Source organism: Bradyrhizobium sp. SZCCHNS3052, from assembly GCF_032484495.1.
In the GTDB taxonomy this organism is placed as follows: domain Bacteria; phylum Pseudomonadota; class Alphaproteobacteria; order Rhizobiales; family Xanthobacteraceae; genus Bradyrhizobium.
Map to the genome: position 1 here is coordinate 134,390 of NZ_JAUETB010000007.1, position 24,278 is coordinate 158,667.

Annotated in this window: 19 protein-coding genes; 7 read left to right on the forward strand and 12 right to left on the reverse strand. The window is 66.3% G+C overall.

Annotated elements, in window-relative coordinates:
- Nucleotides 1–8: 8 nt before the first annotated feature.
- Both mdoH and QX073_RS21975 read right to left on the reverse strand, forming a co-directional pair.
- Nucleotides 9–2,138: a glucans biosynthesis glucosyltransferase MdoH gene (gene mdoH / locus QX073_RS21970; protein WP_316226349.1), complete on the reverse strand. Its 2,130-nt coding sequence runs from the start codon at nt 2,136–2,138 to the stop codon at nt 9–11.
- Nucleotides 2,126–3,631: a glucan biosynthesis protein G gene (locus QX073_RS21975; RefSeq protein ID WP_410052245.1), complete on the reverse strand. Its 1,506-nt coding sequence runs from the start codon at nt 3,629–3,631 to the stop codon at nt 2,126–2,128. The genes mdoH and QX073_RS21975 overlap by 13 nt, the downstream gene beginning before the upstream one ends.
- Before the next feature lie 587 nt (nt 3,632–4,218).
- On the opposite strand from QX073_RS21975, the gene arsA reads away from it, so the two are divergent.
- On the forward strand, nt 4,219–5,988 hold the full coding sequence (gene arsA / locus QX073_RS21980; RefSeq protein WP_316201123.1) for an arsenical pump-driving ATPase: 1,770 nt from the start codon (nt 4,219–4,221) through the stop codon (nt 5,986–5,988).
- Between the two features lie 923 nt (nt 5,989–6,911).
- Here arsA and QX073_RS21985 read toward each other — a convergent pair.
- Nucleotides 6,912–8,357: a short-chain fatty acyl-CoA regulator family protein gene (locus QX073_RS21985; protein WP_316226350.1), complete on the reverse strand. Its 1,446-nt coding sequence runs from the start codon at nt 8,355–8,357 to the stop codon at nt 6,912–6,914.
- A 195-nt stretch (nt 8,358–8,552) separates the two neighbouring features.
- On the opposite strand from QX073_RS21985, the gene QX073_RS21990 reads away from it, so the two are divergent.
- Together QX073_RS21990 and QX073_RS21995 are read left to right on the forward strand one after the other, a co-directional pair.
- On the forward strand, nt 8,553–8,759 hold the full coding sequence (locus QX073_RS21990) for a hypothetical protein (protein ID WP_315717315.1): 207 nt from the start codon (nt 8,553–8,555) through the stop codon (nt 8,757–8,759).
- A gap of 232 nt (nt 8,760–8,991) precedes the next feature.
- Nucleotides 8,992–9,540: a hypothetical protein gene (locus tag QX073_RS21995; RefSeq protein WP_315717314.1), complete on the forward strand. Its 549-nt coding sequence runs from the start codon at nt 8,992–8,994 to the stop codon at nt 9,538–9,540.
- 15 nt (nt 9,541–9,555) lie between these two features.
- Here QX073_RS21995 and QX073_RS22000 read toward each other — a convergent pair whose 3' ends face one another.
- Nucleotides 9,556–10,440, reverse strand: coding sequence for a metallophosphoesterase (locus tag QX073_RS22000; protein ID WP_315826996.1), 885 nt, complete (start codon nt 10,438–10,440; stop codon nt 9,556–9,558).
- Nucleotides 10,441–10,567: 127 nt separating this feature from the next.
- Here QX073_RS22000 and QX073_RS22005 point away from each other — a divergent pair, with 127 nt between their 5' ends.
- From QX073_RS22005 to QX073_RS22015, 3 genes are all read left to right on the forward strand, one after another.
- On the forward strand, nt 10,568–11,089 hold the full coding sequence (locus QX073_RS22005; RefSeq protein WP_315717312.1) for an NUDIX domain-containing protein: 522 nt from the start codon (nt 10,568–10,570) through the stop codon (nt 11,087–11,089).
- Between the two features lie 49 nt (nt 11,090–11,138).
- The gene (locus QX073_RS22010) at nt 11,139–12,071 is read left to right on the forward strand and encodes a glycosyltransferase family 2 protein (RefSeq protein ID WP_316226351.1); all 933 of its coding nucleotides are present in this window, start codon (nt 11,139–11,141) and stop codon (nt 12,069–12,071) included.
- Nucleotides 12,072–12,149: 78 nt separating this feature from the next.
- On the forward strand, nt 12,150–13,322 hold the full coding sequence (locus tag QX073_RS22015; RefSeq protein ID WP_315826995.1) for a M20 aminoacylase family protein: 1,173 nt from the start codon (nt 12,150–12,152) through the stop codon (nt 13,320–13,322).
- 16 nt (nt 13,323–13,338) lie between these two features.
- Here the strand turns inward: QX073_RS22015 and QX073_RS22020 are convergent, their stop codons facing one another.
- From QX073_RS22020 to QX073_RS22035, 4 genes are all read right to left on the reverse strand, one after another.
- Nucleotides 13,339–14,400: an AraC family transcriptional regulator gene (locus QX073_RS22020; RefSeq protein WP_315717308.1), complete on the reverse strand. Its 1,062-nt coding sequence runs from the start codon at nt 14,398–14,400 to the stop codon at nt 13,339–13,341.
- A 149-nt stretch (nt 14,401–14,549) separates the two neighbouring features.
- Complete coding sequence (gene eat, locus QX073_RS22025) at nt 14,550–15,956, reverse strand: ethanolamine permease (protein ID WP_315826994.1); 1,407 nt, start codon at nt 15,954–15,956, stop codon at nt 14,550–14,552.
- Nucleotides 15,949–16,731 (reverse strand): ethanolamine ammonia-lyase subunit EutC, encoded by a 783-nt coding sequence (eutC, locus tag QX073_RS22030; RefSeq protein WP_315826993.1) that lies wholly within the window; start codon nt 16,729–16,731, stop codon nt 15,949–15,951. Before eutC ends, eat begins: the two co-directional genes overlap by 8 nt.
- Nucleotides 16,728–18,128 (reverse strand): ethanolamine ammonia-lyase subunit EutB, encoded by a 1,401-nt coding sequence (locus QX073_RS22035; RefSeq protein WP_316226352.1) that lies wholly within the window; start codon nt 18,126–18,128, stop codon nt 16,728–16,730. The genes eutC and QX073_RS22035 overlap by 4 nt, the downstream gene beginning before the upstream one ends.
- Nucleotides 18,129–18,377: 249 nt before the next feature.
- Between QX073_RS22035 and QX073_RS22040 the strand changes: the two genes are divergently transcribed.
- Nucleotides 18,378–18,890, forward strand: coding sequence for an N-acetyltransferase (locus tag QX073_RS22040; protein WP_316226353.1), 513 nt, complete (start codon nt 18,378–18,380; stop codon nt 18,888–18,890).
- A gap of 137 nt (nt 18,891–19,027) precedes the next feature.
- Here QX073_RS22040 and QX073_RS22045 read toward each other — a convergent pair whose 3' ends face one another.
- The 4 genes from QX073_RS22045 to QX073_RS22060 form a co-directional block, all read right to left on the reverse strand.
- A complete protein-coding gene (locus tag QX073_RS22045) occupies nt 19,028–21,355 on the reverse strand; it encodes a TonB-dependent receptor (RefSeq protein ID WP_316226354.1) in 2,328 nt (775 codons plus the stop codon).
- Nucleotides 21,356–21,512: 157 nt separating this feature from the next.
- On the reverse strand, nt 21,513–21,884 hold the full coding sequence (locus QX073_RS22050) for a DUF2946 family protein (RefSeq protein WP_316226355.1): 372 nt from the start codon (nt 21,882–21,884) through the stop codon (nt 21,513–21,515).
- A 187-nt stretch (nt 21,885–22,071) separates the two neighbouring features.
- On the reverse strand, nt 22,072–24,135 hold the full coding sequence (locus tag QX073_RS22055) for a hypothetical protein (RefSeq protein WP_315717302.1): 2,064 nt from the start codon (nt 24,133–24,135) through the stop codon (nt 22,072–22,074).
- Complete coding sequence (locus QX073_RS22060) at nt 24,132–24,278, reverse strand: hypothetical protein (RefSeq protein WP_316226356.1); 147 nt, start codon at nt 24,276–24,278, stop codon at nt 24,132–24,134. Before QX073_RS22060 ends, QX073_RS22055 begins: the two co-directional genes overlap by 4 nt.

The following is a 24,278-nucleotide window of genomic DNA, read 5'->3' on the forward strand; positions in this document are numbered from 1 at the left end:
CCAGGCGCTCATGCGGGAAGTGCGACGAGCTGCTCCAGCGTCGCGCCATCCCTGAGCACGGCCAGGATCTCACGGCGCGACAGGAAGCGGATCGCCTGCGTGAACGAGCCGGCCCCCGCGATCCGCGCTTTGGCGGTGGCGAGGTCGACGTCGATGTCGCCCGGCTCGCGACGCCGAGGCGGCGGCAGGGACGCAACGTGCTGGCGGCAGAGACCGGCGTTCTGGCGCAGTTCGACCAGCGCCGCCCGGCGATCCGGCCGCAGATTCTCCGCGAGCTGCTTGGCGCGGAACAGCACCGGCGGCGGAGCGCGATCCTCGGGCGTCGTGAACAGGCGGGCGCCGGTGCTGCGGCCGCCCGTGAGCAGACCGATCGGAATCGACAGCACGAGGCCGGCGATGACCGGCGACATCCAGGCCAGCAGGGGGACGGAGACGGCATAGGCGCTCGCCGCCATGACCAGGCCGCATACCGTCGGCAGGGCGAATTTGCGAAGGATCTCCTGCCGGCTCACACCGCCGTCGCTGCGGCGCTGCACCTGCCAGCCGGCGTCGCGCCCCATCAGGATTTCGATCACCGCGATCGACTGGAAGATCATCATCGAAGGCGCGATCAGGGCCGCGAGCAGCGTTTCCGCCAGCACGGCGACGCAGAGGCGCAACCCGCCGCCAAAGCCTCGGCGTCGCGTCGGCGTGAACAACGTGACGAGGCAGGCGAGCAGCTTCGGCACCATGAGCAGGCCGAGCGTCGCCGCGAAGACCTGGGCGGCGAGCACCGGGTCCTGGGCCGGCCAGGTCGGAAACAGCGCAAAGCCCTTGGGGAAATATTCGGGCCTGACGAAGTTGGCCTGCAACGAGATGAGGATGCCGAGCACGAGAAAGGCAAACCACAACGGCGCGGTGACATAGGCGCCGATGCCGATCAGCAGATGCAGCCGCGACACCCAGTGCAGGCCGCGCGCCGGCAGCACGGCGAGATGCTGCAGATTGCCCTGGCACCAGCGCCGGTCGCGCGCGGCATGATCGATCAGCGACGGCGGCACCTCCTCGAAGCTGCCGTCGAGATCGACCGTCATGTAGATTCCCCAGCCGGCGCGGCGCATCAGGGCGGCCTCGATGAAATCGTGGCTCAGGATATGTCCGCCGAACGGCTTGCGCCCGGGGAGCTCGGGCAGCGCCGCGTCTTGCGCGAAGGCCGCGACCCGGATGATCGCATTGTGGCCCCAGTAATTGCCTTCCGCGCCATACCACCATGCATTGCCGGCCGCGATCATCGGGCCGTACAGCCGGCTCGCGAACTGCTGCAGCCGCGCGAACAGGCTGGTGCCGTTGACGATCACGGGCAGGGTCTGGATCAGCGCCGCCTGCGGCGCGTTCTCCATGGCATGGGCCAGCCGGACCACGGTCGCGCCGCTCATCAGGCTGTCGGCATCGAGAATGATCATATAGTCGTAGGCCGCGCCGAAGCGCTGCACCCAGTCGGCGATGTTGCCGGACTTGCGGGCGACATTGTCGGCCCGGTGGCGGTAGAACACCCGATCTTTGCCGCAGGATTGGCGCAGATCGACGAACGCAGCCTCTTCGCCGATCCAGATGTCGGGATCGGTGGTGTCGCTGAGCAGAAACCAGTCGAAGCGCTCGGCCTGTCCCGTCCCGGCGACCGATTCGATCATGGCGCGCAGCCGCACCATCACCGCGTCCGGATCCTCATTGTAGGTCGGCAGCAGCATGGCTGTGCGGCCGGACAAAGAGGGCAGGGGACCGTCGATGTCGATCGCGATCGTATCGCGCCGCCGCCCCAGCAGGGCGCAGAAGCCGGCCAGCGCACAAACGAAGGCAAAGGCGATCCACGCGAGCAGGATCGAGAACAGCACGAGTACCATGCCTTCCAGCACGGTCACGCCACCGACCTCGACGACCTCGTACATCTTGTAGCAGCCCGCCAGCGTCAGCGCCGCGGTGCCGGCGAAGATGAGAGCGCGCCGGAATGCGATGCGGCCGCCGCTCGTGATGGCACGTCGGCCGGGCGCGGCATGATTGAGTGGCGACGGCACCATCGCGAGCGGCGCCTCGGCCGGGAGAAAGCCCGCGTCGCTAGCCTCATAGGTCGGACGCGGCTGCGCTGCGGTCATGGCGTCCATCGATAGACCCAGGTTTCGGATACGGGCTTGTCGTTGGCAACCAGTTCGGCCCTGAGCTCGACCGGCGCATCGCCGACCGCGCATTGGAAGCTGAGCCGCCAACCTTGCGTCTCCGGGTTCGGCTGCGCGACGATGTTCGTCACCTCGGATTTCGCCGCGCTGACCACGCCCTTGACGATGTTCGGATCGAGGCTCTTCAAGGCGTCGCCTTGGAGCTCGAGAACGAACAGCCGGCCTTCGCCGCGGGTGGCCACGCCAGTGCGCGTGAAGCGCGCCAGCGTATTCGGCTTCGGCACATCGGGCCCCCAGTGCAGGCGATAGGTCATGTTGTGCTCGCCCTTGGCCGCGAGCGGCGTCTTCGGCCGCCAGAAGGCGGCGATGTTGTCGTGGATTTCCTGGTTGGTGGGAATCTCGAACAGCACCACGGCGCCGTCACCCCAGTCGCCGATCGGCTCGATCCACAGGCTCGGCCGCCGTTCGAAATGCGATTCGAGATCCTGATAGGCGGTGTATGTCCGTTCCCGCTGCATCAGGCCGAAGCCGCGCGGATTGAGGTCGTTGAACACGCTGACCTGCAGGTCGCGCGGATTGCTGAGGGGGCGCCACAACTGCTCGCCCTTGCCGTTGAACATCGCAAGCCCGTCGGAATCGTGCACGGCGGGGCGGAAATCGTCGACGTCGTTGCGGTCGTTGGGTCCGAAGAAGAACATGCTGGTCATCGGCGCCAGTCCGGCGTGAGCGATCTCGACGCGCGGATACAGCGATGCCTCGACGTCGAATACGGTGGTCTCGCCAGGGCGGATCGTGAACCGGTAGGAGCCCGTCGCGCTCTTGCTGTCGAGCAGCGCATGCACCACCATCGCCGTGGCACCCGGCGTCGGCTTCTCCAGCCAGAACGCCTTGAACACCGGAAACTCCTCGCCCTTGGCCTCGCCGGTGTCGATCGAGAGCCCGCGCGCCGACAGTCCGTAAATCTCACCCTTGGCGACGGCGCGAAAATAGCTCGCGCCGAGGAACACACAGACCTCGTCGTAGTAGTCCGGCCGGTTCATCGGCGCGTGGACGCGGAAGCCGGCAAAGCCGAGATCGGCCGCCGGGAAGGCCGGGACTTGCTGACCGAATGCAAAGTCCTCGGGTCGATAGGCCACGGGGCTGGCTTTGCCGTCCGCAACCTCATAGATCTCGACCCGGTCCTTGTAGATCGAGCCGCGATGGAAGAACTGCGCCTGGAACGGCAGGTTCTCACTGCGCCACAGCGCATGGTCCGGCAAGAACCGAATCGAGCGGTAGGCGTCGTAGTTCAGCTTCGCCAGCGCGTCCGGCAGCTTGTCATCCGGCGCAGCGTAGGGCTTGGCGGCGAGATTGCGCGCGAGGTCGCGCACATAGGCCGCATTGAACGGCTGCGCCGCAGGCGGCGCGGCTGATGCGCTCCGCGTCAAGGATGCGGCGACCGGGATCGCAGCCGCAGATTGAATGAACTGACGGCGATTCAACTTATTCTCGCTTTGCTGCATGGAACTGCGGAGCAACATTTCTGAAGGCCTGCGGTTCCACCGGAAGTCAACAAGAGGGGCTGCTTTGGAGTCCCGTCCTGTTGAATGCGCCTCCGGCGATCCCGCCGGCGCGTGCAGATCATGGGCGCGCCGTTCTGAACGCAATGTGAGCGACGGACCTGCGCGACAAACTTGAAGCCGAGACGTGAACATTCGACCTGCTCGCCAGCCACGGCAATTTCGCTTCTCATGGCTCACGCTGGAAGGCTTGGGGCTGCATCCGGGGCCGGGCCGCCGGTCTTCCACGTCGTGGAATCGCAGACAGCAGCTGCCGCAATGCCGACGACTGTTGCGCTCCGCGGCACGATTGTTGACCTATCGCAATTAAGGAATCCGGCCGAGGCTCTACCAGTCGATTGGTCTGCAGCAACCGATCCAGGCAGGGAGGATGACTGGTCACCCGAAAGGACGTCGAAGTCAGTCGGGCATTCCAGGTTTATGCACAGGATCGAGCGAACGTCGGCGACAAAAATCGTATCGGCTCCCGGGTCGGCAATGTTGCACACAATCACTTGGAAGGGATTTGAATGCTTCGATTGCGCACGCTGAACGCTCCAACGCCATTTCTCTTTTTCACTGGCAAGGGCGGTGTGGGCAAGACGTCGCTCGCTTGTGCGACTGCCATCAGTCTCGCGGACCGGGGATTGCGTGTCCTTCTGGTCAGCACCGATCCTGCGTCGAACCTCGACGAGATGTTGGAAGTTGAACTAACTGACAGTCCAGTGCCGGTGCCGAACGCGGCAGGGCTCTTCGCCATGAATATCGACCCTGAGACCGCAGCCGAGAGCTACCGAGCTCGCGTGCTCGAACAGCTCGAGCCCACGGTGACGGATCAGGAGAGATCGACCATACGCGAGCAGCTTTCCGGCGCATGCACCACCGAGATTGCCGCATTCGACGAGTTCGTCGGATTGCTCGACGGAGACAGAGCGGGTTACGACCATATCATCTTCGATACCGCCCCGACCGGCCACACCCTGCGGCTCCTGAGCTTGCCGAAGGCTTGGACCGGTTTCCTGAAGGACAACAACCGCGGCGCCTCCTGCCTCGGCCCACATTCCGGTTTGAAGATGCAGGAGGATCGTTTCCGACAAGCGCTTCAAGCGCTGGGCGATCCGAGGCGGACGACCGTGGTCCTGGTGACCCGTGCCGACCGGAGCGCAATCCGGGAGGCGGCGCGAACGTCGAGCGAACTTGATGCGCTCAATCTCTCCAATCAGACACTCGCCGTGAACGGACGCTTTCACGCCACAGACCCTGCCGACGCTGTCGCAAGTGCACTCGAGCGGGATCAGGATGAGGCTCTCGCCTCGATGCCGGATTCGCTGCGGAAGCTGCCGCGGGACGAAATCCCATTGTTTGGCTTCGACATTGTGGGTCTCGCGGCGCTCAGGACAGTGTTGTCGTCGTCCAGTCCACGGCTTGAGACGTCGACTGGCGAACAAGTCGGAGTGCCGGTTGACGTGCAGGGACTCGACCGTTTGGTCGATGACATCGCTCACCGCAATCGCGGCCTCATCATGGTCATGGGCAAGGGCGGCGTCGGGAAGACGACGATTGCGGCTGCCATCGCTGTCGGCCTCGCGAGGCGCGGGCATGCCGTCCACCTCAGCACGACCGATCCAGCGGCTCACGTGACGGATGTCGTTGACGCCGCGATGCCTGGGCTGACGGTGGATCGGATCGATCCTCGGCGCGAGACGGAGCGCTATGTCGCGAAAATACTGGGGAGCCGTGGCCGCGACCTGGATGAGCAGGGCAGGGCGCTCCTGCTTGAGGACTTGGCTTCGCCCTGCACGGAGGAAGTCGCCGTTTTCCATGCCTTCTCGCACGTGGTTGCGGAGGCTCGGAGCGCCTTTGTGGTGCTCGATACGGCGCCGACCGGTCATACCCTGCTCCTACTCGATGCGACCGGGGCCTATCATCGCCAGTTGACGAGCCAATTGGAGCCGGGCGGTGCCGGCCGGGTGATCACGCCGCTGATGCGGTTGCAGGATTCCACCTACACGCAGATCATCCTGGTGACCCTGCCGGAAACGACGCCCGTTTCGGAGGCCGCCGCTCTCCAGGAGGACCTGCGGCGCGCCGGCATCGAGCCGTTCGGTTGGGTGATCAACAAATGCCTCGCCGCCTCCGGAACTCGCGATCCCCTGCTGCGGGCGCGGATTGCCAGAGAGCGGACGCAGATCGCTCGTGTTCACGACGGCCTGGCCAAGCGCGCTTTCATCATGGCGTGGCGAAGCAAGCCTCCCGTTGGCATCGAGGAGCTGGAGACGTTATCGATGCCGAGTTCTTGATCAGGTTCAGCTCGATCGCGATCTGGTCTCCCCCTATCGGGATCACGTCTTCATTGCCCGATCGCAGGATATGGCGAGATCAGGGGCCGAGTCTGTTGCGGTCGTTGCGACGCAGCGACGGCGAAAATCCCCGCCCGCCCGTCGGGCAAATCGGCCGCTCAGATTTGTTGGATTTGCGGCGCGCGCTCTCCTCTCATGCCCTGTCGAGCTGTCAATTCCATGTGCGCCGATGGACTGATTTCGTCAGCCAGTTCAGCTGGATCACTCGTGTCCAGTCCCATCGGCAAAAATATTCCTGTTTCCATTTTTCAGAATTTGATGTTCACTCCGCTCGTCCCGCCTCGATCTGAGGGGCGTATCGCGGTCGTCACGAGCGTTGGGTGCGGGATGCGATGGGCGTGTCGGGCTGCAGCGCGAGCGATCGTGCCGACGAACAGCTCGATGCGCACGGTCAAGCCGTGTGGTCCTGATCTCCCGGTGCTGAGATCAAGTTCGCGCCTGCGATGGCGCTGATGACAGGGGCAAGACAGCCGGTCCCTGGGGAGAGCGCGGAATAAGTCGTAAAGCCATCGCGCAGGGAAGGCCGGGATGTCCCAGCCGAACCTGTGGTTCCTGCCCCGTGCATTTCTTTCGCACGGGGGCCATGGGGGCGGCGAGCTCCCGGTCTTCCCTGCGCCCTCTGTATTCAAGGGGGCAAACGAACAGCAAAGCTCGGGCGCCGATGCGCCGCGAGAAGGTGATCGTATGTCTCTCCACGTCATTGCGAGGCGCCCTTGCGCCGAAGCAATCCAGGGTTCAGCGCGCGACTCTGGATTGCTTCGCTTCGCTCGCAATGAGGCGGAGAGAGAGGAGCTACAAACTCGGTGTCATTCCGGGGCGCGGCTCGCGCACGCCCCGGAATGACGCGGAGGAGAGCGTTGGCTCTACAGCTCCCGCGCATTGCTGAACGCGAACGAGCTCACCCGCCGCGTCGTCTCATCCAAAATCAGTGTCCGCGTGATCGGCGGCTCGGCGCGCTGGGCGCAGTTTTCGCGTTCGCAGAGCCGGCAGTTGACGCCGATCGGAGTGCCCTCGGTTTTCTCCAGATCCATGCCGGCGGCGTAGACGAGGCGCGACGCATGCCTGATCTCGCAGCCGAGGCCGATGGCGAAGCGTGGCTGCGGCAGCGGATGCGGCGCGACCGGGCGGCGGACCATCTGGGCGATCGAGAAATAGCGCGAACCATCGGGCAGCTCGATGATCTGCTTAAGGAGGCGGTCCGGCGTGTCGAAGGTCGAATGCACGTTCCACAGCGGGCAGGTGCCGCCGAACTTGGAGAACGGGAAGGTGCCCGACGAGAAGCGCTTGGAGACGTTGCCGGCATTGTCGACGCGCAGCATGAAGAACGGGATGCCGCGGGCGTTCGGGCGCGACAGGGTCGTGAGGCGGTGGCAGACCTGTTCGAAGCCGGTGTTGAAGCGCTGCGCCAGCACGTTGATGTCGTAGCTCAGCGCCTCCGCAGCAGTGAGGAACGGCGCATAGGGCATCATGACGGCGGCGGCGAAGTAGCTCGCGAGCGTCATGCGGTAGAGCCGGCGCGAGGTGTCGTCGATGGCGCCGGCGCGGCCGATGATGAGCTCGAACTGGGCTGCGCATTCGGCCATGCCGAGCTGGACCGCGAGCTGGAAGGTGCGTCCGGGCCCGTCGACCAGTTCGGAGATCAGGAGCTGGCGGCGATGGCGGTCGTAACGGCGCAAGGTCTCGCGCATGACGTCGACCGGCATGACCCGCGTCTGCACCGAATGCTTTTCGCGCAGACGGGCGGCGAGCGCCGCATAGAGCCCTTCGGCCGGCACGTCGAGCGCGTCGCGCAGGCTTTCGGCCTGCTGCTCGAGCTCGGCGAAATAGTTGCGGTTGGCTTCGATCAGGTCGCGCACCCGCTCGATCGGGTTGGCCTCGAAACGGGCGCCCTCGTTGCGGTCGGCCATCTGCGCCGCCACCAGCGTCTCGCCGCGGCGCGCCTCGGTGTAGGCCGCGTACAGCCGCTGCAGCGCGTGGGTGACGCCGGGGCAGAGCTCGGCGAGATCGCGCAGCTCCTGCTTGGGCAGCTCGATCTGGCGGAACAGCGGATCGGAGAAGATCTCGTTGAGCTCGGCGAAGAAGCGGTCCTCGTCGGCGCTGGCGAGGTCGCGCAGGTCGAGGTCGTAGGTTTCGGCCAGCCGCAGCAGGATCTGGGCAGAGACCGGGCGCTGGTTGCGCTCGATCAGGTTGACATAGCTCGGCGAGATCCCAAGGCCCTCGGCGAGCTGGGTCTGCGACAGCCCCAATTGCTGGCGGATGCGCCTGAAGCGCGGGCCGACGAACAGCTTCTTTCCGGATTCGCCGGGCATCTCGATCCCCTGGGGCCAGCCGGGCCCTTGGGCTGTGACAATTATTACAAAATGACATTTATGACAAGTGATGATGTTACATGACATCACCATTCGAAAACAAGGGATCTGTACGAAACAGCCGGATTCGCGTTTATCTCCTGTCACGCAATTCGCAATGCACTGTCAAAGTTGTGACGGTTCAAGGAGAGTCTCATGAGCAGCAATTTCTGGGTGATCGGCGGCGAGTTCGGCTCGATGAATTTCCACAAGCTGGTGGAAGGCTCGGCCCAGGTGAAGGGTCCGTTCAAGTCGCGCAAGGAAGCCGAGGACTGCTGGCGCGAGGTGTCTGAGGAGAACCGCCACAAGGCTGGCGTCCGCTTCTCGATCGTCGAGGAGCCGCAGCGCGCTCCGGCGGCCTGACCGCCGATAAGGAATGCATTGCCGGGTATTTGAATAAGCTCGAGGAAGAGCCCAAGGACGGGGCGGTCTCAGCCGGGTCATTCCGGAGGGGGCCGCCCACGTCCGTTTGTGGTTACGACGGCGTGCTTATAACCCATTGAAGATGAAAGGGGATTGCAGAATACTGGGTTACTGCTAGGTTAACACGGTGGGAACCTGGCGAAACCAGGGCCGAACCGTGAAAGCGTGAGCGATGTCCGAGGCCGCCGATAGCAGCACAGACTCCCGCCCCGTGCGCCTGCGCGAAGCGCTGCGCCAGGCCCGGATCGAGGCCGCAGACCGAACAGGCGTGGTGGTCGACCTGCGCGACGCCGAGGTGGCGCGGCTGGAGATCCTCAACGATGCGCTCGACCCGCTGTTCGCGGAGATCCCGAGCCAGCTCGATCTGTTCGATCGCGGCATCAGCCAGGGTGAGACGCCGCGGCTGTGGATCGACGTCGTCGCCCATGTCGTGATGGGGCGCGACAAGCGGCAGTACCGCTTTGTGCAGGACACCCGCAACGGCCGCATCGTGCTCGCCGAGTCGCACGACATCGCTGCGATCGTGAAAGCCGTCACCGACTACGTCGCCCGCCGCATGGTCGAGCGCGAGCGCGCCTTCAGCGTCGCGCGGGCTCAGGCGAGGACGATCGCCGAGGCGCCGCGCCGGCGCGGTGGGATCTGGCCGTTCGTGCTCGGCTTCGTGCTCGGCGCGCTGTCGCTGTTCGGGGTCGCATTCTATGCGAGCCTGCAGCAGATCTGACGGCCTGGCCGCGACTCAAAGCAGGCGGACCTCGCGGATCTCGCGCACGCGCAGCGCCTCGTTGACCGCGCGCACGGTCATGTCGCAGCGCCAGTGATTGCCGTCGCTGCTGATGGCAAACATGTTGTAGGCCGCGGCCGGATAGTGGCCATGTGCGATCGAGGAGGCCGAGGGCACGCCGACGACCGGGATCTTGCGCTCCGGGCCGTCGATCCAGATCGTCGAATGCACGTGGTCGTGGCCGTGCAGGATCAGCTCGACGCCGTGGCGGGCGAGCAGGCCGACCAGCTTCCCGGCGTCGGTCAGCCGCTTCATCCGGTGGGTCGAGCGCAGCGGATGATGCACCAGCAGCACGCGGAACAGCTGCTCGTGCGCCAGCGATTCGAGCATCTGCTCCAGCGCAGCGAGCTGTGCGCTGCCGAGCCGTCCCGTCGCCATGAACGGCGCCGAAGGCACGGCAGAGGACAGGCTGATCAGCGCGAGCGGCCCGCGCCGGCGCAGCGACGGAAACGTGGCCGGTCCCTCGGCATCGCCGCCGAAATAGTCGGCAAAGCTCTCGGCGAAGCGCAGCCGCGTGGAGCGCACATAGGCGTCGTGATTGCCGGGAATCGCGGTGACCCTGTCCGGCGGCCCCACGGTCCGCAGCCAGGCCTGGGCGATGGGGAATTCGGATTCCAGCGCGAAATTGACCAGATCGCCGGTGACGGCGATCTGGTCCGGCATCTGCGTGTGCAGGTCGGAGATCAGCAGATCGAGGATGTCGCGGCGATGGTACTTGTAGCGATTGCGCGTCCAGTTGAGATAGCCGAGCGCGCGCTTGCCGGCGAGCTCCGACAGGCGCGGCTTGTGCTGTGGCGCGAGATGCGGGTCGGACAGATGGGCGAGCGTGAAGGCAGCCATTATGCCCCTCGGTGCCGATGGCGGATGCAAGCGCGCCCAGATGTCATCTCGTGCTATCCCTCGTGGTGCCCGGCTCTCATGACAAGCCCTGCCAGCGAGCGCAAGAACAACCAGGACGACGACAGCGATGACGACATATCTGAGCCGGCTGCGGATCCGGCTCGAGCCCGCGCTCCGGCGCGGCTTCCACCTCTATTGGCGCTTCGCCCGCGGCATGACGCTCGGCGTCCGCGGCGTGGTGCTGGATGCCGAGAACCGCGTGTTCCTGGTCCGGCACGGCTATGTCTCGGGTTGGCACCTGCCGGGCGGCGGCGTCGAGGTCGGCGAGACGTTCATCGAGGCGCTGACGCGGGAGCTGTTCGAGGAGGGCCGGATCGCGCTGGAAGGCGAGCCAGAGCTGCACGGCATCTTCCTCAACGGCCACGTCTCGCCGCGCGACCACGTCGCCGTCTTCGTTATCAAAAGGTTCACGCAGGACCGGCCGCCGGAGCCGAACCTCGAGATCGTGGAGACCGGCTTCTTCGCCCGCGACGCGCTGCCGGAGGGAACCACGCTCGGCACGCTGTCCCGCCTGCGCGAGGTGCTAGACGGCGTTAAGATCATTCCCACCTGGCGGCCGGAACAGCACGTTGCCGCCGGATCATTATGAATTTCTGCACCGAATGAGGGCAGTCTCCCGTCCCGTGGGAGAGGGGTCGATGATATCACCTTCGATGCGGATCGCCGTGCTGGTGCCCTGCTACAATGAGGAGGCCGCGGTCGCCACCGTGGTCCGCGATTTCAAGCAGGCGCTGCCGACGGCCACCGTCTACGTCTACGACAACAATTCCAAGGACCGCACCATCGAGGTCGCGCGCACGGCCGGCGCCGAGGTGCGCTCTGAGCGGCGGCAGGGCAAGGGTCACGTCGTCCGGCGCATGTTCGCCGATGTCGATGCTGACATCTACGTGCTGGTCGATGGTGACGCGACCTATGACGCGCCGAGCGCGCCCGGCATGGTTGCGCGTCTCGTGAGCGAGCGGCTCGACATGGTGGTGGGTCTGCGCGTCGACCAGGAGCAGGCCGCCTACCGCATGGGCCATCGCACCGGCAACTGGATGCTGACGAGCTTCCTCGCCGAGGTGTTCGGCCAGGCCTTCAAGGACATCCTGTCCGGCTACCGCGTATTCTCGCGCCGTTTCGTCAAATCCTTCCCGGTGCTCTCCGACGGCTTCGAGATCGAGACCGAGCTGACCGTGCATGCGCTGGAGCTGGCGCTGCCGGTCGCCGAGCTCGCGACGCCATACTACGCGCGGCCCGAAGGGTCCGTCTCCAAGCTCAACACCTGGCGCGACGGCTTCCGCATCCTCGGCACGATCCTGAAGCTCTATCGTTCGGAAAAGCCGCTGCGCTTCTTCAGCGCGATCGGCATCTTCCTCGCGCTGGTCTCGATCGGCTTCGCGATTCCCATCTTCGTCACCTATATCGAGACTGGACTGGTGCCGAGGCTGCCGACCGCCGTGTTGTCGATGGGCCTGATGATCATGGCGCTGCTGTCGGCCTCGTCGGGCCTGGTGCTCGACACCGTCACCCGCGGCCGCCGCGAGATGAAGCTGCTGGCCTACCTGTCACACGCCCCGATCGAGGGCTGATGCAGGCGGAAGCTTGTGTCCGTCCGCCGTTCCGGTCATGGTTCGGGCGTCAACGTCCTGAACGAGAACACCGCCTCCATGCCCATCCTCAACAGCATCGCCGCGCTCGCCGACGACATGGCCGCCTGGCGCCATGATTTCCATGAACATCCGGAGTTGATGTACGAGGTGCACCGCACCGCCGGCATCGTCGCCGAGCGCTTGCGCGAATTCGGTTGTGACGAGGTGGTGACGGGCATCGGGCGCACCGGCGTGGTCGGTGTCATCCGCGGCCGTCGGACCAGTTCAGGTCGCACCATCGGCCTGCGCGCCGACATGGACGCGCTGCCGATCGAGGAAGCCTCGGGCGTGCCCTATGCGTCGAAGACGCCGGGCCTGATGCATGCCTGCGGCCATGACGGCCATACCGCGATGCTGCTGGGTGCCGCCAAGCATCTCGCCGACACGCGCAATTTCGACGGCACCGCGATCGTGATCTTCCAGCCCGCCGAGGAGGGCGGCGCCGGCGGCAAGGCGATGGTGGACGATGGATTGATGACCCGCTGGGGCATCCAGGAGATCTACGGTCTGCACAATGCGCCGGGCGTGCCCGAAGGCGTGTTCGCGCTGCGGCCGGGTCCGATGCTGGCGTCATCGGACCAGCTCGAGATCACCGTCCGCGGCAAGGGCGGTCATGCCGGCGCCGGCGTTCACAAGGCGGTCGACAGCGTGCTGATCGCCGCGCACATCATCACGGCGCTGCAGTCGATCGTGTCGCGCAACGTCGATCCGATCAAGTCGGCGGTCATCTCGATCTGCGTCGTCGAGGCCGGCAAGGCGATGAACGTCATTCCGGAGACCGTCGAATTGAAGGGCACCGTGCGCACGCTCGATCCCGAGGTGCAGGACCTGGTGGAGCGCCGCATTGCCGAGGTCGCCGACGGCATCGCCCGCACCTATGGCGGTGAGGCGACGACGAAATACACGCGGCTCTACCCGATCACGATGAACCATGCGCGCGAGACCGGCGTCGCCGCTGACGTCGCCCGCGACGTTGTCGGCGCGGAGCGGGTGGTCGACAATGCGCCGCCGCTGATGGGGGCCGAGGATTTCGCCTTCATGCTGCAGGCCCGTCCCGGCGCCTTCGTCTTCCTCGGCATGGGCGACGGCAAGGACTGCCACCACCCGGCCTATCGCTTCAACGACAACATTCTCGGCCACGGCGCCTCCTATTGGGTGCGGCTGGTCGAGAAGACGATGCCGGCTGATTGATGCCGGCGGCGAGTCGCTAGCTGCGAGCCGTCGCCTGCAATGACCGTTGTCGCCACTGCCGCGGGCTGCAGCCGCTCCAGCGCGAGAACGCGCGGGAGAAGGCTGAGGCTTCGGAGTAGCCGAGCAGGAAGGCGACGTCCCCGAGCGGCAGATGCGCTTGGCGCAGATAGTGGCGGGCGAGGTCGAGCCGCGTCACCTCGACGAGGTCGGAGAAGGTGGCGCCGAACTCGGCAAGCCGGCGCTGCAACGTCCACGACGTGGTCGACAGCGCCTCGGCGACCTCCTCGAGATGAAGCGCGCCGGCCGACAACCGCCGCCGGATCTCGCCACGGACCAAATCGAGGAACGCGGGCGTGCCGCAGGAGCCGGCGACACCGGCAAGATCTGTCGTCAGCCGCTGCAGGCGCGACAGATTGGCCTGGGGCATCGCGCGGTCCAGGCCGCGGTCGCGAAACACCAGCGCATTGGTGCCTTGTGACCAGCCGACGTCGGCATCGAAGGCTGCCTCATGATCGCGCCAGGCGGCCGGCCGGGCATGTTCGAACAGCACCATGTCGGGCGCCCAGCCCGATGGCAGGCAGGCGCGGAAGACGTTCGCGAACATGCCCATGGTCAATTCGGCGTCCTGCCGGCGATCGACGATCGAGCCGTCGAGAATGCGATATTCCAGCCGGAGCAAACCGTCATGGCGCGTGAGACGGGTTTCGGTCGCCTGCTGATGCCAGGGAAACCACAGCGCAAGATGCTCGATCGCAGAGCCCAACGTCGGCGCCGCGAGTGCGATCTCGCCGATCAGGCCGAGCATCTGCGGCTGGTAGCGCTGGCCGAACCACAGTCCGAAATTGTCGTTGCCGGTCTCCTGCGCGGCATCTTCCATCATCGCGACGTAGTCGGCGAGGTCGAGCGCGCGGCGGGTCTGGCCGAGGCATTCGGCATCGATGCCCACCCGTTCGAACACCGCCTCGGGGCGGCCTCCCGTCAGGGCGATGAAATCGGCGACACCGGTCGCAGCAGCGGCCAGAATGTTCCGGCTGCGGTCGCGCGGATGCTGGTGTTCGGCTGCGGGAGGCTGTGCCATGAAATCCTCGCCTTTGAGGACGTACGCCGTCGGTTGACACCTCGTAGTTATGCAAGTCACGTGCCTGCCGAAGCGGGCTATCGATAGAGCCCCCCGCGCAGGGACGCGGAGGGCTTGCCTTGATCTTGGATCTCGCGAGTCCTCGCGGATCAGTCGGCCATGGCGCGGGCCTCGGTCAAGGCGATGTCGAGCAGGTTGTCACTCGCCGCGTTGCCGCGCTTGCCGGCCGTCAGACGATAGAGCAGCAGACCGGCGGCGAACAGCACCACGAAGGCCGCGAACACCTGCAGGTTGAACCAAATCATCGTGAGCAGCGAGAGCGTCGCACACACCAGCGCCACGGCCGGAAGCACGGGATAGAGCGGCGCCTTGAACGGCCTGATGAGATCGGGCTCGGTGGCGCGCAGGCGGAACAGCGCGGCCATGCTCATGATGTACATCACGAGCGCGCCGAACACGCTCATGGTGACGATGTTCGCCGTCAGCGTCTGCCCGGCGAACTGGATGAGCTCGTCGGAGTAGATCGCGGCGATCCCGATCACGCCGCCGGCCAAGATCGCCCAATGCGGCGTGCGGCAGGTCGGGTGCAGCGCGGCGAGCTTGGCCGGCAGGAAGCCGGCGCGCGACAGCGCGAAGATCTGCCGCGAGTAGCCCATGATGATGCCGTGGAACGAGGCGATCAGTCCGAACAGGCCGATCCACACCAGCATGTGCAGCCAGCCGGAGTTTTCGCCGACCACGATCTTCATCGCCTGCGGCAGCGGATCGTTGATGTTGGCGAGCTTCGACCAGTCGCCGACGCCGCCGGCCATGATCATGGTGCCGAAGGCGAGCACGACGAGCGTCAGAATCCCGGCGATGTAGGCGAGCGGAATCGTCTTGGTCGGATTCTTGGTCTCCTCCGCGGCCATGGCCGCACCTTCGATCGCCAGGAAGAACCAGATTGCGAACGGGATCGCCGCGACGATGCCGCCGATGCTCGTCAGCGAGAACGAATTCTCACCGGCCCAGCCGTTGGCGGCGAAGTTGGCGAAGGAGAAACCGGGCGACACGACGCCCATGAACACCAGGAGTTCGGCAATCGCCAGGACCGTCACGAACAGCTCGAACGTCGCGGCGATCGATACGCCGGCGATGTTGAGGGCCATGAACACCAGATAGGCGCCGAGCGCGGCGGTCTTGGGCGACAGCGCCGGAAACTGGACGTTGAGATAGGCGCCGATGGCGAGCGCGATGGCAGGCGGAGCGAACACGAACTCGATCAGCGTCGCGAAGCCGGCGACGAAGCCGCCGAGCGGGCCGAAGGCACGGTAGGAATAGGCGAAAGGACCTCCGGCATGCGGGATCGCGGTGGTGAGCTCGGTGAAGGAGAAGATGAAGGTCGTATACATCACCGCGATGAAGATCGTGGTGACGAGGAAGCCGAGCGTGCCGGCCTTGTCCCAGCCATAGCTCCAGCCGAAATATTCGCCGGAGATCACCAGCCCGACCGCGATGCCCCACAGATGGAGTCCGGTCAGGCTCTTCGAAAGGGTCGGTTTGGCCTCGTCACTCATGTCCAGTCGCTCCTGTCTGCTTGTGATGGGTGATTTGGGATGACGATGTGGTCGTCTCGATCGCGGCATCCGGCGCCGCCTCCTTGAGGCCGATGCCGGTGACGCCGATCCGCAGCGCCTCGCGCACCAGCCAGGCCAGCTTGTCGGCGGCGCGCTCGGCCGAGAGCCCGTGGTCGTGAATGTTGGAAATGCAGTTGCGGGCGCTGTCGCGCAGGCCCGGCGCCGGGTGCAGCGTCAGATACACTCCAAGGGAGTCCGCGGCCGACAGACCCGGACGCTCGCCGATCAGGACCGCGACCAGCCGTGCGCGCATCGTGGCGCCGACATCGTCACCCAGCGCCACACGCGCCTGCGAAGCCAGCACGATCGGGCCGATGGACAGGCCCGTCAGACGCGCCTCGGTGGCGATCACGACAGCGGCGGCATGGTTTTCGACGGCATCCGCCGACAGCCCGTCGGCAATGATGAAGACGAGATCGTACGGACCGGATGTCAGCCTGGCGGCTTCCTCCGCGGCGAGGCGGCGCCCGAGGTCGGGCCGGCGCAGATAGCTGGCGCGGTCCGGTGCTGCACTCGCGACCTCGATCACCTCCCGCGGCGCGAGCGCGTCGGCGATGCCGTCGAAATTGACCTTGCCCCATACGGCATCGCGCGCGAGCGCATGCGCCATCTGGAATTCCAGCTTCGCGGCCGTCGGAAGCCCGTCGCCGGCGCGGCCGAGTGCGACGCGGGCGCGCGTCATCCCGCGCAGCAGGTCGAACGGATCTTCCCTCATGCCCGCGCTCCCTGGCCGATCAGCCGGACTACGGAAGGCGCGCTGCCCGGCAATGGCGGCACGCGGCCGCTTTGGTCGAGCAGGCCCATCCGCGCCAGCCAGGCCTCGAACTCCGGCGCCGGGCGGCGGCCGAGCAGATGCCGCAGCCGCATCACGTCGTGATGCGACAGGCTCTGATAGTTGAGCATGATGTCGTCGGCGCCCGGCACGGCGATCAGGAAGTTGACGTTGGCCGCCGCGAGCAGCAGCGCCAGATCGTCCGTATCGTCCTGATCGGCCTCGGCGTGGTTGGTGTAGCAGACATCGCAGCCCATGGGCACGCCGAGCAGCTTGGCGCAGAAATGATCCTCCAGCCCGGCGCGAATGATCTCCTTCGCGTCGTAGAGATATTCGGGACCGATGAAGCCGACGACGGTGTTGACCAGCAGCGGCGAGAAGACGCGCGCGACGGCATAGGCGCGGGCCTCGACGGTCTGCTGATCGAGGCCGTGATGGGCGTCGGCCGACAGCGCCGCGCCTTGGCCGGTCTCGAAATACATGACGTTGTTGCCGACCGTGCCGCGCTTCAGCGACGAGGCTGCGTCCTGCGCCTCGGCCAGCAGCGCCAGGGTCACGCCGAAGCCGGCATTGGCAGCCTCGGTGCCGGCGATCGACTGGAAGACGAGATCGAGCGGCGCGCCTTTCTCGATCGCCTGGATCGAGGTCGTGACGTGGCTCAGCACGCAGGACTGCGTCGGCACCTCGAATTTGAGCCTGAGATCATCGAGCATCGTGAGCAGGCGGATGCAGGCCTCGACATTGTCGGTCGCGGGATTGACGCCGATCACCGCATCGCCCATGCCGAACAGCAGACCATCGAGCGTGCCTGCGGCGATCGCCTGGGGGTCGTCGGTCGGATCATTCGGCTGCAGCCGCGACGACAGCCGGCCCTCCAGGCCGATGGTGGAGCGGAAGCGGGTCACGACCCGGCATTTGGCGGCGACGGCGACGAGATCGCCATTGCCGCAGAGCTTGGAGACCGCGGCCACCATCTCCGGCGTCAGGCCCGGCGCGAGGGCGGCCAGCCGGTTGGCATCCGCCTCCCAGGACATCAGCCATTCGCGCAATTCTCCGACGGTCAGCGACGCGACGGGCGCGAATGCGGCGGCATCGTGGCTGTCGAGGATGAGGCGCGTGACCTCGTCGCTCTCGTAGGGAATCAGCGGCTCGTCGAGGAAACGCCGCAGCGGCACGTCGGCGAGCGCCATCCGCGCCGCCACCCGCCGCGCGGCGCTGTCGGCTGCTATGCCAGCCAGCTCATCGCCGGACCGGCGCGGCGAGGCGCAGGCCAGCAGCGTCTTGAGATCATCGAACACATGAGTTTCGCCGCGATGGCGCGACCGGAACGCACCCGTCATCTTCGACCTGCCGCTCGTGCTGCGTCAGAGCGGTCCAAGCGGCCGCGATGGCGACCACAACGCTCATGAGCTGGGGCAGGTTAAGCGAGGGCGGCTCCGGAAACTTGACATCTTAGCACAATCTTCGGTCACGCCGCGCGAATGCTCAAAAAACCAGCATTGGTGACCCCGGGGGCGGGCGAATGCTGTCAACACGTGGACGGCCCGCCATGGACCGCGCCGCTCCGGAATGCTATCTCGCCACCCCACATGAGTGACCTGTCCATTACGATCTCCGCCGAAAAGCCGGGCGACGCGCAGGCGATCGAGCGGCTGCATGAGCGCACCTTCGGCCCCGGCCGCTTCGTGCTGAGCGCCTATCGCTTACGCGAGCATGTCGATCATCTGCTCGCGCTGTCGTTCACCGCCCATATCGGCACTTTGCTGGTCGGCTCGGTGCGGCAACTGCCGATCTGCGTCGGCGACACCAAGGCGCTGATGCTCGGGCCGCTGACGGTCGAGCCGCCGTTCCGCAAGCACGGCATCGGCCGCATGCTGATGGAGCGCTCGGTCGTGGACGCGCGGGCGCAGGGCCACCGCTTGATACTGCTGGTGGGTGACGTGGCCTACTACGCGCGCGTCGGCTTCAAGCCGGTGCCGAAGGGCAGGGCGATCATGCCGGGACCGGTGGATTACAACCGGCTGCTGGTGAACGAACTGATCGAGGGCGCGTTCGAGGGCGTCGAGGGTGCGATCCGGCCCGATTGGGATTACGCGAAGTAATCTCGGTCTCTCCGTCATTGCGAGCGAAGCGAAGCAATCCAGAGATCCGCCCACGACTCTGGATTGCTTCGTCGCTTCGCTCCTCGCAATGACGAAGGAGGGGGCGCAGATTGGTCGCGTTCTGCGCCCTCCTCGAATCAGAACTTCAGATTGGCAAAGATCCGCACGCCGATGCCGGGCAGCAGCACCTCGTCCTTGGTGTAGGACACGGAATTACGGATCTTCTCGTTGAGCAGATTGTTGCCGACGAGGCCGACCAGCATCTCGCGCGCGCCGAACATGTTCGCATCGAGTTTGGTCCGGTAGCTGACCTCCGCCTTGAGCAGGTTGTAGCCCGGCGTCGGAGTCTCCGCGATCGGCGCGATGTCGTTCTGTGCGAAGGCGTGCAGCAGGTTGATGCGGGTCAGCCAGTTGGCATCGCGCCAGAACAGGCCGCCGCCGACGCGCATCGGCGGAATCCGCGGCACGTTGGTGCCGTCCGCGAAGGTGGCGCGGACGACGTCGAACTGGTTCTCGATCCCCCAGATGCCGCTGCCGAGCGGAGCAACATCGAATTGGCTCTGGAACTCGAAGCCGCGGAACAGCGCGTTGCGCTGCGAGTAGACCGCCTGATTCAGCTCGGTGCCGGTGGTGCCGCAGGAGGCAAAATCGTCGCCGCACATCACGCCGGTCAGCCGGCGATAGATGAAGTTGCTGAACTGCGTGTAGTAGGCAGTGGCTTCGAAGCGGAACGGGCCGGTGGCCTTGCGCAGCCCGGCCTCGACGGTCTTGGCGGTCTCGATGGTCAGGTTCGGATTGCCGATGTCGAAGGTTGCGGTCGCATCATGGCCGCCGCGCGAGAACAGCTCGGCTGGCTTCGGCGCGCGCTCGACATATTGCGCGGTCACGCTCGCCACCAGATCGCCCGGCAGGTTCTGCAACAGGCCGACGCTCGCGCTCTTCGGCGTGTATGACGGATTTCGGGCGATGTTGGCCTGCGGCGTGCCGTCCGGCAGATAGTCGGCCGGGAAGTTCGGCGTGGAGCCGTTCAACGCGATGTGCTCGATCCGGCCGGCGACCTGCGCCTTGGTCGAGGGCGAGAAGGCGAACTCGTTGAAGACATAGCCGGCGACGCGGTTGTTGGTGTTGGGGCCGAACAGGCCGTTGAACACCGAGCCGGGGTTGTCGGGGCTCGGCGCATTCAGCTCCTGGTGCCCGGCCTGCACGCCATAGGCGGTCGTCAGGGTGGCGAAGCGCAGATTGACGGGCATCATCTGCATCTCGACGCGGGCTTCCTGCTCGCGATTGGTGAAGGTCTGGCGCACGCCATCGGTGGTCGGGTCGGTGGCGGCTGCAAGGCCGAGCTCATTGTGCCGATAGTCTGTCGCGCCGGCCCAGAACCGGATCGCGTCGATTGCCGCGGAGTCCGGGCGATACTCGCCCTTCGCGGTGATCTTGGTCTGGTGCGCATCGATCCGGGTCCGGCTGTCGGCGCCGCCGATGCCGGGGATGTGGTAGAGCGCATCGGTCTGCGTGATCGCGGCGCCGACGAAGCCGCCTGAGAAGAAGTAGCTGCCGCCGATCGAGGCGCCATCGTTCTGCGCGGCGGAGTTCGGTTGCCGGCCGTTCACCGGGCGGGTCTGGTCGAACAGATAGGGGTAGCCGGGAATGGAGTAGTCGCCGGTCTTGCGGCCGTAGGCATCGGCATGAAGCGCGAAATTGCCGCCGCCGGCATCGAGCAGCACGCCGCCCTCGACGCCGCGGTCGACCGAGCTGAACGAGGTGCGCGTTTCCGCGGTAACGCAAGGCGCGCTGCCCGCGGCCGGCGCGCTCGCCGGCAGGCCATAGGTCTGGAACGGCGCGGTCGAACAGGTCGGCAAAGCCTGCGGAATGCGGTTGTTGGTGGCGCTGACGACGCCGCCGATCGAGGTCGAGCCGTAGCGTAGCGCCGCGGGGCCGCGGACCACCTCGATCTGGTCGCTGGTGAGCGGATCGATCGGCACGAAATGGTCCTCGCCGAGATCCGAGGCGCCGCCGCCGCCGAGCCCGTTCTCGACGATGCCGACGCGGTTGACGTCGAGGCCGCGAATGATCGGCCGGCTCGATGCGCCCGGCGCGAAGCTCGATCCGGTGATGCCGGGTTTCGAATTGAGAAGGTCGCCGAGCGTGGCGGCGCCGGAGCGGCGGAGCTCCTCGTTCGGCACCACCGTGACGGTCGCGAACTGGTCGGTGATGATGGGCGTTACGCCCTGCTGCGGCGGGGGCGGCGCGGTCTGTGCCTCGCGCGCGGGCGCCGGCGTGCGGGGGCCGCTCCGGGCCACGCGCGCTGTGGGATTGGGCCGCGGCACCACCGGCTTGCGGGCACGGATCGGGCTCGGTGCGGTCACTGTGACCTCGGGCAGTTCGGCCGCCGGCTTCGCAGGATCGTCAGCGCGCGCGGGCGCACCCAAAACGCACAACATGGCTGCGGCGCTGCAGCCCGACATCAAGGCTCTCGACAACATCTTTCACTTCCTGATCCTGATCAGGCGTCCCACGTCTTTCGTTGCCGGCGGGATGCGCCTGCCGTCGTCGTGCGACGGACCATTCCTTCACGCGGCCGCCGTGCGCTCGCGCGCAGGGCAGCGTTTCGAGCGGCTCAGATCAGGCGGTGGGAGGAGCGCGTGGCTGGAAGGCGGTGTCGACGACGACAGCCGCGACAGTGGCGGTGATCGCATCGGGCAGACGGAATGCGACCGCTTCAGGAGGCGCCAGAACTGGCGCCGGTGACAGCAGGATCGACTGCGCCATCGCCATGACGGCGCAGATGGCACAGCCATCCGGCGACGGCTGTTGATCGGGATCTTGGTCAGCGGGAGAGGGACCAGTGTGCCGCTCGGCGATGGAGATGCCACCGCCGTCCCGGGCTTGTCCGGCGAGCCAATGCACATGGCCGAACGCGAGCGCGAATTGCAGCACCAGCGCCAGCAGCGCGAGCCGCGAGACATCCTTGATGTTTGCGCGAAACCAGCTCATCGCCAGCTCTGGCTCATATGAATAGGCCACCCCGTTCGGCTGAGAGGCTCAGCCTTTGTTACAATATAACATCGCAAGGGAGCTTCACAGCTGTCAATCAGTGCACTGCAACGGTGGTCGGAATCCCCGTCGCTGTGCCCTTCGCGCCACGTGGCGCGCCGCGGTGGTGCGTGCTTGTGTCTTCGTGTCAGCGCCCCTCGCGCACCCAGGTCGCGGCGAGCGCGCCGAGCAGCAGCAAGAGGCCGACCACGCCGGCGAACATCGGCAGCACGCCGACGCCCTTGACCACGCTGGCATCGCGCATGCGCACGCCCATCCAGCCGTCGCCGCTGAACAAGGTCGATGACCTCACCGGGACGATGCGCGGCATGTCGATGCCCGAGCCGTCGCCGATGCGGCGGGCATCGCCGCCCGTCGCCTGTGCCAGCGGCTTCAGGGTTTCGGTGGTCGAGGTGACCTCGGAGAATTCCTTGGGATTGGTCGGGCCGACATTGATCAGCGCCTTCAAGGTGCCGTCGGTCGCCTGCCACAGGCCGAGCTCGTTGGCGGGAAGGGTCGCGCGCCATTCGCCGGGATCGCCCTGGCTCAGAGTGAGCTCACGCGTCTGGCCGGACGGCGAGGTCACGGTCACCGGCGGGACGCTGTCGCCCATCGTCTGCCGGATGACGGCGAGATCCTTGCCTTGAATCTGCAGCCGCAGCGCTTCCTCGTCGAGATCCGGCTGCTGCATCAGCCAGTGCGACATGCGCCGGAGCAGGTCGAGATGCGGTCCGCCGCCCTCGTAGCCCCGTGCCCACAGCCAGATGTGGTCGGACAGCAGCAGCGCGACGCGGCCGGCGCCGAAGCGCGACAGCAGCAGCAGCGGCTTGCCGTCGGCGCCGGTCATGACCGGCGGACTGACCGCATTGCGCGTCTCCACGGTGCGGAAGAAGCGGCTCCAGCGCGGCGGCTCGGAGCCCGAGCCTTCGAGGCCGCGCGTCACCGGATGGCGTTTTCCGGCGTCAGACAGATGCGCATAGAACGGCTTCTCCGTGACGCCGACCGGCTCGGCGGGCAGCACCGAATCGAGCGGTGTGCGCCAGATGCTGGTGTTGGAGGCGTAGTCCGGGCCGGCCGAGACCAGCACCGCGCCGCCATTGCGGACGTAGCGCGCGATGTTGTCGAAATAGGCGATCGGCAACACGCCCTGGCGGGCGTAGCGGTCGAAGATGATCAGCTGGAATTCGTTGATCTTCTGCTGGAACAGCTCACGGGTCGGAAACGCGATCAGCGACAGCTCGTTGATCGGGGTGCCGTCCTGCTTCTCCGGCGGCCGCAGGATCGTGAAGTGGACGAGATCGATGCTGGCGTCCGACTTCAACAGGTTGCGCCAGGTGCGCTCGCCCGAATGCGGCTCGCCCGACACCAGGAGCACGCGCAGCTTGTCGCGCACGCCATCGATCGAGACCACCGCGCGGTTGTTGACGAGGGTCAGCTCGTTGTCGAGCGGCGAGGCTTCGATCTCGACGATGTTCTGACCTTCGTGCTTGACGTCGACGTCGACATTGGCGGCCTGGCCGCTGGTCAAGGTGCGCTCGCTGATGACCTCGCCGTCGCGGCGGATCACGACCTTCGCGCTGGCGCCGCTGACGCCCTGGTCGTCGAGCCGGAAGCTGATGGTCTGCGGCTGGCCGACGATGCCGAAGCGCGGCGCGGCGGTGATCGCGATGCGGCGGTCGCGCTCGGCCTTCTGGCCCGTGATCAGGGCCTGCAGCGGAGCCTGGAAGCCGAGTGCGGCCACGTTGCCGGGAATGTCGTGAACGCGGCCGTCGGTGATCATGAAGGCGCCCGCGACCCGATCGACGGGGACGTCCGACAGCGCCGAGGTCAGCGCGCTGAACAGATGCGTGCCGTCGGTCTCGCCGTCCGCCTGGCCGGCATCGACGACGCGGACCTCGAGTCCCTTGATCTTCTTCAAGCTGTCGACCAGCGACTCCTGGGCCGCCTGGGTCTGCTTGTTGCGGTCACCGAAATTCTGGCTCGGGCTCTTGTCGACCACGACGGCGGCGACCGAGCTCAGCGGCTCGCGGTCCTCGCGCGTGAACTGCGGATTGGCCAGCGCGAGCGCGATCAAGGCCAGCGCGGTGACGCGGATCCAGGCCGAACGCGAGCGGCCGAGCAACAGGAGCGCGGCGATGACGACGATCGCGCCGATCGCAAGCCACAGCACGATCGGCGGAACCAGAGGTGTGAACGCGATGCCGTAGTTCATGAGGCAAACTCGCAGTTGTCGTCATGCCCGGCCTCGTGCCGGGCATCCACGTCGCGCAGCGTGCGTCGCTGCTCGTGGATCGCCGGGTCAAGCCCGGCCATGACAACCATTGTTGTTGCGATATCGAGAGCGACGACGCGCAT

Coding starts and splice junctions, on each gene's coding strand:
- mdoH (WP_316226349.1), bottom strand. CDS start 2,138: ATGGACGCCATGACCGCAGCGCAGCCGCGTCCGACCTATGAGGCTAGC.
- QX073_RS22060 (WP_316226356.1), bottom strand. CDS start 24,278: ATGCGCGTCGTCGCTCTCGATATCGCAACAACAATGGTTGTCATGGCC.
- QX073_RS21995 (WP_315717314.1), top strand. CDS start 8,992: ATGTCCGAGGCCGCCGATAGCAGCACAGACTCCCGCCCCGTGCGCCTG.
- QX073_RS22055 (WP_315717302.1), bottom strand. CDS start 24,135: ATGAACTACGGCATCGCGTTCACACCTCTGGTTCCGCCGATCGTGCTG.
- eutC (WP_315826993.1), bottom strand. CDS start 16,731: ATGAGGGAAGATCCGTTCGACCTGCTGCGCGGGATGACGCGCGCCCGC.
- QX073_RS22015 (WP_315826995.1), top strand. CDS start 12,150: ATGCCCATCCTCAACAGCATCGCCGCGCTCGCCGACGACATGGCCGCC.
- eat (WP_315826994.1), bottom strand. CDS start 15,956: ATGAGTGACGAGGCCAAACCGACCCTTTCGAAGAGCCTGACCGGACTC.
- QX073_RS22000 (WP_315826996.1), bottom strand. CDS start 10,440: ATGGCTGCCTTCACGCTCGCCCATCTGTCCGACCCGCATCTCGCGCCA.
- QX073_RS22050 (WP_316226355.1), bottom strand. CDS start 21,884: ATGAGCTGGTTTCGCGCAAACATCAAGGATGTCTCGCGGCTCGCGCTG.
- QX073_RS22005 (WP_315717312.1), top strand. CDS start 10,568: ATGACGACATATCTGAGCCGGCTGCGGATCCGGCTCGAGCCCGCGCTC.
- arsA (WP_316201123.1), top strand. CDS start 4,219: ATGCTTCGATTGCGCACGCTGAACGCTCCAACGCCATTTCTCTTTTTC.
- QX073_RS22010 (WP_316226351.1), top strand. CDS start 11,139: ATGATATCACCTTCGATGCGGATCGCCGTGCTGGTGCCCTGCTACAAT.
- QX073_RS22040 (WP_316226353.1), top strand. CDS start 18,378: ATGAGTGACCTGTCCATTACGATCTCCGCCGAAAAGCCGGGCGACGCG.
- QX073_RS22045 (WP_316226354.1), bottom strand. CDS start 21,355: ATGTCGGGCTGCAGCGCCGCAGCCATGTTGTGCGTTTTGGGTGCGCCC.
- QX073_RS21990 (WP_315717315.1), top strand. CDS start 8,553: ATGAGCAGCAATTTCTGGGTGATCGGCGGCGAGTTCGGCTCGATGAAT.
- QX073_RS22035 (WP_316226352.1), bottom strand. CDS start 18,128: ATGACGGGTGCGTTCCGGTCGCGCCATCGCGGCGAAACTCATGTGTTC.
- QX073_RS22020 (WP_315717308.1), bottom strand. CDS start 14,400: ATGGCACAGCCTCCCGCAGCCGAACACCAGCATCCGCGCGACCGCAGC.
- QX073_RS21985 (WP_316226350.1), bottom strand. CDS start 8,357: ATGCCCGGCGAATCCGGAAAGAAGCTGTTCGTCGGCCCGCGCTTCAGG.